Origin of the sequence: Melaminivora alkalimesophila, assembly GCF_000282995.1 — a bacterium.
GTDB classification, from domain to species: Bacteria; Pseudomonadota; Gammaproteobacteria; order Burkholderiales; family Burkholderiaceae_C; genus Melaminivora; species Melaminivora alkalimesophila.
Map to the genome: position 1 here is coordinate 1 of NZ_ALEE01000427.1, position 7,335 is coordinate 7,335.

A 7,335-nucleotide genomic window follows, 5' to 3' on the forward strand; every position below is an offset into this window, starting at 1 on the left:
CCGCGCGCGCGCAGCTCGCGCCGCAGCGCCATCAGCACGTAGAACATCACGCCGACGCCGGCGATGCACTTGCTCTCGAAGCCGCAGCCGGGCTGGTTCGGGTTGACGATGGCGTCGGCCTGCGGCAATTCCGGGCCCGGCAGGTGGTGGTCGGTGACGACCACGGCCAAGCCCAGGGCGCGCGCCGCCGCCACGCCCTCGCAGCTGGCGATGCCGTTGTCCACGGTGACCAGCACGTCGGCGCCGCGCTCGTGCACGCGCCGGGCGATGGGGGGCGTGAGGCCGTAGCCATCGACCACGCGGTCGGGCACCAGGTAGTCCACGTGGCGCGCGCCCAGCAGGCGCAGGCCGCGCACCGCGACGGCACAGGCGGTGGCGCCGTCGCAGTCGTAGTCGGCGACGACCACCAGGCGCCGGTCCTGCACGATGGCGTCGGCCAGCACCTGCGCGGCGCGCTGCACGCCGCGCAAGCCATCGGGTGGCAACAGGCGGGCCAGCGCATCGTCGAGTTCTTCATGGGCGCGCACGCCGCGCGCGGCATACAGGCGCGCCAGCAGCGGGTGCACGCCCGCCTGCTCCAGCGCCCAGGCGGCGCGCGGGGGAACATCCCGAATGGTGATCTTCATAGTTGTTGGTACAGGGCGGGCCAGCGGTCGCCGGCCAGCAGCGCCCGCAGGCGCGCGCCGATGCCGCGCCGCGCGTTGCTGCCCTCCCAGCTGCCGCGCTCGCCGCACAGCGTCAGCCGCACTGGCGTGCCCGCACGTGCGCGCGCCAGCCACCGGGCCACCGGGCCGGCATCCAGGGCGCGCCAGGCCTCGGCCCAGGCGGGCCAATCCTCGCGCAGGGCGGCCTCGCGCAGGGCATCCGGCATCTGCGGGAGGGGGCGGGAGGGAGGGGGCGAAGCCAGTGCGCCGGCACCGTGCACCCAGAAGGCGTTGACGGGCAGGGCGCCTTGCGCGATGCGTGCCTCGTTGAAGGGATGGGTGTAGAGAAGCATCTGCACCTCGCTGTGCAGGCGGTGCAATGTCCGTCCGGCCGCCTTGTCCGGCAGCCAGGGGCGCACGTCGCGCCCCACCACGCGATCGAGCGAGGCCGTTGCCAGGCCATCGAAGAGCGCGCCGCGCGCCAGCCAGCGGTCGGGAGCATGGTAGGCGAGGGTGATGCCGTCCTGGGCGAACCAGGGCGCGAGCACCTCCAGCAGCGCGCGCGAATCCGCCTCGTCCAGCCCGAGGCGTTCCGGAGGGTCCATGCTGACCTGGTCCATGCCCACCTGCCAGTGGCAGGGCGTCACCCAGGCCCAGCCGCCGGACGGATCTTCGGGCGGCTCAGGTTGCTGCCGCACGGCCCACGCGGCCCAGGCAGGGCAGTCCTGCGGCCCGTCGGGCAGGCCCAGGTGGCGCGCCAGGGCGCGCTCGTGCGGCGGGGAAAAGCTGTCTTCCGCGCCGGGGTCCGGCGTGCCGGGGCCGAGCAGCGCCAGCAGCCGGGACAGCTGCGGCAGCGCCAGCGTGGCCAGCGCCTGGCGGCAGCCGGGCGCATGGCTCGCGGCGAAGGGGATGAGCAGGTGGTCGGTGTCGGACATGGGCGCATTCGGCGGCGGCGCTATTGTCCGGGATGCCACAATGCACGCGCTGGCGCCGGGCTGTTTCGCAGGAGGCGGACGCGCCCTGGCAGCCCCTTCGCTCTTTTCCGCTTCATGCAGATTCCCTACGAACTGGCCCTGGGCTGGCGCTACACGCGCGCGGGGCGCGCCACCCGGCGCAACGGCTTCATCTCCTTCATCTCGGGTGTCTCCATGCTCGGCATCGCGCTGGGCGTGGCGGCGCTGATCATCGTGCTGTCGGTGATGAACGGCTTCCAGAAGGAAGTGCGCGACCGCATGCTCAGCGTGGTCTCGCACATCGAGATCTTCGCCCCCGGCGGCGCCGCGCTGCCCGACCTGGAGCGCACGCTGGCCGAGGCGCGCGCCAACCCGAACGTGGTGGGCGCCGCGCCCTTCGTGGCGTCCCAGGCGCTGCTGGCGCGCGGCGAGGACATGAAGGGGGCCCTGGTGCGCGGCATCGACCCGGCGCGCGAGGCCGAGGTGACGGACCTGGCGGCCGAGGGCGTGGAAGGGCTCAAGGCGCTGGTGCCGGGCGAGTTCCGCGTGGTCCTGGGCACGGAACTGGCGCGCCAGCTGGGCGCGCGCACGGGCGACGCCGTGACGCTGATCGCCCCGGGCGGGCAGGTCACGCCCGCGGGGATCGTGCCGCGCCTCAAGCAGATGACCGTGGCCGGCACCTTCCACTCCGGCCACTACGAATATGACTCGGCGCTGGTGCTGCTGCACCACGAGGACGCCGAGCGCATCTTCCGCCTGGAAGGGCCGACCGGCGTGCGCCTGAAGCTGCGCGACCTGCATGCTGCCCCGGAAGTCACGCAGCAGCTGGCGCACAGCCTGTCGGGCAACCTGCTGATCCGCGACTGGACGCAGCAAAACAAGACTTGGTATGCGGCGGTGCAGCTGGAAAAACGCATGATGTTCATCATCCTCACGCTGATCGTTGCCGTGGCGGCCTTCAACCTGGTCTCCACCCTGGTGATGACGGTGACCGACAAGCGCGCCGACATCGCCATCCTGCGCACCTTGGGCGCGAGCCCGGCGAGCATCATGGGCATCTTCGTGGTGCAGGGCGCGATGGTGGGCCTGATCGGCACGCTCGGCGGCCTGTTGCTGGGGCTGGCGGTGGCCTTCCACATCGACGTGATCGTGCCGGCCATCGAGCAGCTGCTGCAGACCAGCTTCCTGCCCAACGACATCTACCTGATCAGCCGCATGCCGAGCGAGCCGCAGGCGGCGGACATCGTGCCGATTGCGCTGATCTCGCTGGTGCTGGCCTTCGCGGCCACGCTGTATCCGAGCTGGCGCGCCAGCCGCGTCAATCCGGCGGAGGCACTGCGCTATGAGTGAGACAAGCCACCAGACGATGGGGGGCGCAGGCGCACCTGCAGTGCTGCAGGCGCGTGGCCTGACCAAGCGTTTCACCGAAGGGCGGCTGGACGTGGCGGTCCTGCAGGGCGTGGACTTGGCGGTGCACGCGGGCGAGACGCTGGCGATCGTCGGCGCCTCGGGCTCGGGCAAGAGCACGCTGCTGCACCTCTTGGGCGGGCTGGATGCGCCCACCAGCGGCAGCGTGCTGCTGGGCGGGCAGGACCTGGCGGCGCTCGACCCGGCCGCGCAGGGGCGGCTGCGCAACCGGCGGCTGGGCTTCATCTACCAGTTCCACCACCTGCTGCCCGAGTTCAGCGCGCAGGACAACGTCGCCATGCCGCTGCGCATCCGGCGCGAGCCCTACGAGGAGTGCGTTGCGCGCGCGGTGCGGATGCTGCAGGCCGTGGGCCTGTCCGAGCGCGTGCTGCACCGGCCGGCGGAGCTGTCGGGCGGCGAGCGCCAGCGCGTAGCGATCGCGCGCGCCCTGGTGACGGAGCCGGCCTGCGTGCTGGCCGACGAGCCCACCGGCAACCTCGACCGCGCCACCGCCGACACGGTGTTCGCGCTGATGCTGCGCCTGGCGCGGCAACAAGGCACGGCCTTCGTGATGGTCACGCACGACGAGCAGCTGGCGGCGCGCTGCGACCGGATGGTGCGGTTGGTCTCGGGCCGGCTGGACGGAGAGGCCACCCCCGCCCGGGCATGAAAAAGGCCCCGTGCCGCAGGGCAGGGGCCGGAGATGTTCCGCGGGAGGGTAGGCGCCTGGCCTGCTCCCTCAGGCCGCCACCACCTTGACCGGCGGCAACTCGGACGGATCGCGCACTTCCTCGATCTGGTCGCCCGAGTGCAGCGGCCGCGCCGGTTGCGCCAGGATCTCGCGCACGAAGTTCGGCTGGGCGAGCAGCGCCTGGTGCATGGCGCCGTTGTAGAGCTGCAGGTCCCGCAGGCCGCGCGCGGCGATGCGCGCGTCCACCTCCTCGGCCGTCAGCAGCGCCGGGTCGGTGCTGTCCGAGGCCATGCCCATGCACCACAGCGTGCCGTACAGCGGCACATACTGGATGTAGGGCCGGAACACCGGAAACACCTCGCGCACCGAGGCGGCGATGCGTCCGATGCTCTGCGGCAGGTGCACGGGCGAGCCCAGGTGCAGCGACAGCACGCCGCCCGGGTTCAGCGCACGCCGGCAGGCCTGGTAGAACTCCACCGTGTAGAGCTCCACGGCCGGGCCGAAGGGGTCGGTCAGGTCGAGGATGATCTGGTCGAAGCGTTCCTCGGTCTGGCCGATGAAGTCGCGCGCGTCGCCCAGGCGCACTTCCATGCGCGGGTCGTCGAAGGCGCCGCGGTGGATCTCGCCGAGCCATTCGCGCGCCATGGCGATGACCTCGCCGTCGAGCTCGGCCAGCACCACGCGCTCGATGCCCGGCAGCTTGAGCAGCTCCTCGGCGGCGCCGCCGTCGCCACCGCCCACCACCAGCGCGCGCTTCACGCCCGGGTGGGCGATGGCCGGCAGGTGGACCATGGGCTCGTGGTAGAAGAACTCATCGCGCTCGCTGGTCATGAAGCAGCCGTCGATGCGCATCACGCGCCCGAACAGCGGGTTTTCGAAGACCTCAATGTGCTGCCACGCGGACTGGCGCTCAGCCAGCGGCGCGCTGTTGCTCAGGTAGAAGCCGAAGTCGGCCGTCAGGCGCTCGGCCACGTAGCGCGTGGCCTGCGGGGTGCGGTTGCGCTCCTCCATCACGCCCGGTCGACGCGGTGCAGGTGCGGATCGTTCGGGTTGAAGGCGGCCAGCAGGTCGTCGAAGAGCTTCTGGGCCTTCGGACGGTTGTTCTCGCTGTAGTTGCAGACGTAGACGTCCAGCGTCACGTAGCCGGACTCGGGCCACGTGTGGATCGACAGGTGGGATTCTGCCAACACGACCACGCCGGTCACGCCGCCGCCCTCGCCAAAACTGTGGAAAAGCGAGCCCACGGTGGTCAGGCCGGCCGCCGCCACGCGTTCCTTGCAGAAATTCTCAAGGTACGCGGCGTCGAGCATCAGGCGGCTGTCGCAGATACACCCGTAGAGGTCGCCAATCAGGTGCAGGCCCGTGGCCTGGCGCTGCACGGCGGGAGCGGCGGCCTGGGCAATGGGGACGACAGTCTGGTAGTTCTTCATGGATGCAAACCTTCATTCAAGGCCCCCGAAGGGGCGGGACAGACAACATGGCGTTGCCGAAGGTTTGCACCCCCCGGCGGTCGCCGACCGGCACATTGCGCAGGTCCTCGATGGCACACCGGGAAGGGCGGGCGGCAGGCGAATGTCGCTGGAGCTGCACCGGCGGTGCGTCCCAAGCCATTGCCGCGCCCTCGTTCCGCAGTGCGCCCCAAGGGCGCTACAGCAACGCTGACAGCAATCCGCTCGGCAAGGCGAGCGTGACATTTTCAGAACCAGCGATTATAGCCCATTGTCATAAGAGATGTACAGTTCTTACATATGGCGTCCCGCTGGCGCCGGCTTTCGCCTATGATGGCGGGTTGGTCCGCGTCCGCGCGCCCGCGCCCTTGCTGCGCCCCCTTCCTTCCATGGTCTCTCGCCGCGCCCCTGTGTCCGCCCCCTTCGTGGAGTTGCGCAACGTCACCTTCGGGTATGGCGAGCGCGTGGTGCTGCGCGACCTGTCACTGACCGTGCCGCGCGGCAAGGTGACGGCCATCATGGGCGCCTCGGGCGGTGGCAAGACCACCGTGCTGCGCCTGATCGGGGGGCAGCAGCGCGCGCAGGCGGGCCAGGTGCTGGTCGATGGCCAGGACGTGGGCCGGCTGGACCATGCCGGGCTGTACGCCCTGCGCAGGCGCATGGGGATGCTGTTTCAGTTCGGTGCGCTGTTCACCGACATGAGCGTGTTCGACAACGTGGCCTTTCCGCTGCGCGAGCACACCGACCTGCCGGAGGCGCTGGTGCGCGACATCGTGCTGATGAAGCTCGACGCCGTCGGTCTGCGCGGTGCGCGCGCGCTGATGCCCTCTCAGATCTCGGGTGGCATGGCGCGGCGCGTGGCGCTGGCGCGTGCCATCGCGCTCGACCCGGAGCTGGTCATGTACGACGAGCCTTTCGCCGGGCTCGATCCGATCGCGCTCGGCACCGCCGCGCAGCTGATCCGCCGCCTGGGCGAGGCCATGGGCCTGACCAGCATCATCGTCTCGCACGACCTGGACGAGACCTTCCGGCTGGCCGACCACATGGTCATCCTCGGCCCGGGCAATGTCGCTGCCCAGGGAACGCCCGAGGAGGTGCGCGCCAGCACCGACCCGCTGGTGCACCAGTTCGTGCGCGCGCTGCCGGTCGGGCCGGTGCCGTTTCATTACCCGGCGCCGGAGCTGGCGGAAGATTTCGGGGGCGCGCCGTGAGCGGGCGCGGCCTTGCGCGGCTGGGCCTGACGGTGCGCACGCGCCTGGCGGGCATTGGCGCCGCCGCGCGGCTCTTCGTGCGCCTGTCGTGGCTGGCCGGCAGCGCGCTGCGCCGCCCGGCGCTGGTGCGCGACCAGGTGCATTTCCTGGGCAACCACTCGCTGTCCATCATCGCCATGTCGGGGCTGTTCGTCGGCTTCGTGCTGGCGCTGCAGGGCTACAACGTGCTGCAGCTCTACGGCTCGGCCGATGCGCTCGGGCTGGTGGTCACGCTCGGGCTGGTGCGCGAGCTGGGGCCGGTGGTCACGGCGCTGCTGTTCGCCGGCCGCGCCGGCACCTCGCTCACCGCCGAGATCGGCCTGATGCGCGCCGGCGAGCAGCTTGCCGCCATGGAGATGATGGCGGTGGATCCCGAGCGGCGCATCCTGGCGCCGCGCTTCGTGGGCGGCATCCTCGCCATGCCGCTGCTGGCGGCGGTCTTCAGCGCCGTGGGGGTGCTGGGCGGCTGGCTGGTCGGCGTGGTCCTGCTGGGCGTCGATGCCGGCGCCTTCTGGGGCCAGATGCAGGCCGGCGTGGACGTCGTCAAGGATGTGGGCAACGGCGTCGTCAAGAGTGTGGTCTTCGGCGTGGCCGTGACCTTCGTGGCGGTGTCCCAGGGCTATGCCGCGCGCGCCACGCCGGAAGGGGTGTCGCGCGCCACCACGCGCACGGTGGTGCTGGCCTCGCTGGCGGTGCTGGCGCTGGACTTCGTGCTCACCGCGCTCATGTTCCGCATCTGAGGATGCCGGCCGGGTGCTTTTGCCAAGGAATTCGACATGCAGCCATCCAAGAACGATATCTGGGTAGGTCTTTTCGTGCTGCTGGGCGGTGTGGCGCTGGTGTTCCTGGCGCTGCAGTCGGCCAACCTGCTGCAGCTGGACTGGCGCCGCGGCTACACCGTGACGGCGCGCTTCGACAACATCGGCGGCCTCAAGCCGCAGG

Annotated in this window: 8 protein-coding genes and 1 pseudogene; 5 read left to right on the forward strand and 4 right to left on the reverse strand. The window is 71.1% G+C overall.

Annotation, left to right across the window (positions count from 1 at the left end):
* Together A612_RS08255 and A612_RS08260 are read right to left on the reverse strand one after the other, a co-directional pair.
* Positions 1–626 (reverse strand): DHH family phosphoesterase (locus A612_RS08255; protein ID WP_019374032.1); only part of this gene is annotated, 626 nt, incomplete at its 3' end.
* A complete protein-coding gene (locus A612_RS08260) occupies positions 623–1,579 on the reverse strand; it encodes a hypothetical protein (protein ID WP_019374033.1) in 957 nt (318 codons plus the stop codon). The genes A612_RS08255 and A612_RS08260, both read right to left, overlap by 4 nt.
* A 114-nt stretch (positions 1,580–1,693) precedes the next feature.
* Here A612_RS08260 and A612_RS08265 point away from each other — a divergent pair, with 114 nt between their 5' ends.
* A complete protein-coding gene (locus A612_RS08265; RefSeq protein WP_019374034.1) occupies positions 1,694–2,947 on the forward strand; it encodes a lipoprotein-releasing ABC transporter permease subunit in 1,254 nt (417 codons plus the stop codon).
* Entirely contained in the window at positions 2,940–3,674 is a 735-nt protein-coding gene (lolD, locus tag A612_RS08270) for a lipoprotein-releasing ABC transporter ATP-binding protein LolD (protein ID WP_040436385.1), read from the forward strand. The genes A612_RS08265 and lolD overlap by 8 nt, the downstream gene beginning before the upstream one ends.
* Before the next feature lie 69 nt (positions 3,675–3,743).
* Here the strand turns inward: lolD and speE are convergent, their stop codons facing one another.
* Together speE and speD are read right to left on the reverse strand one after the other, a co-directional pair.
* Positions 3,744–4,706, reverse strand: coding sequence for a polyamine aminopropyltransferase (gene speE / locus A612_RS08275; RefSeq protein ID WP_019374036.1), 963 nt, complete (start codon positions 4,704–4,706; stop codon positions 3,744–3,746).
* Positions 4,706–5,125, reverse strand: coding sequence for an adenosylmethionine decarboxylase (gene speD / locus A612_RS08280; RefSeq protein WP_019374037.1), 420 nt, complete (start codon positions 5,123–5,125; stop codon positions 4,706–4,708). The genes speE and speD overlap by 1 nt, the downstream gene beginning before the upstream one ends.
* A 407-nt stretch (positions 5,126–5,532) precedes the next feature.
* Between speD and A612_RS08285 the strand changes: the two genes are divergently transcribed.
* The 3 genes and pseudogenes from A612_RS08285 to A612_RS17895 form a co-directional block, all read left to right on the forward strand.
* Positions 5,533–6,354 (forward strand): ABC transporter ATP-binding protein, encoded by an 822-nt coding sequence (locus A612_RS08285; RefSeq protein WP_040436388.1) that lies wholly within the window; start codon positions 5,533–5,535, stop codon positions 6,352–6,354.
* Positions 6,351–7,133, forward strand: a complete 783-nt coding sequence (mlaE, locus tag A612_RS08290; RefSeq protein WP_019374039.1) for a lipid asymmetry maintenance ABC transporter permease subunit MlaE — start codon at positions 6,351–6,353, stop codon at positions 7,131–7,133. The genes A612_RS08285 and mlaE overlap by 4 nt, the downstream gene beginning before the upstream one ends.
* A 36-nt stretch (positions 7,134–7,169) precedes the next feature.
* Positions 7,170–7,335, forward strand: a pseudogene (locus A612_RS17895) (outer membrane lipid asymmetry maintenance protein MlaD); the annotation flags it as partial.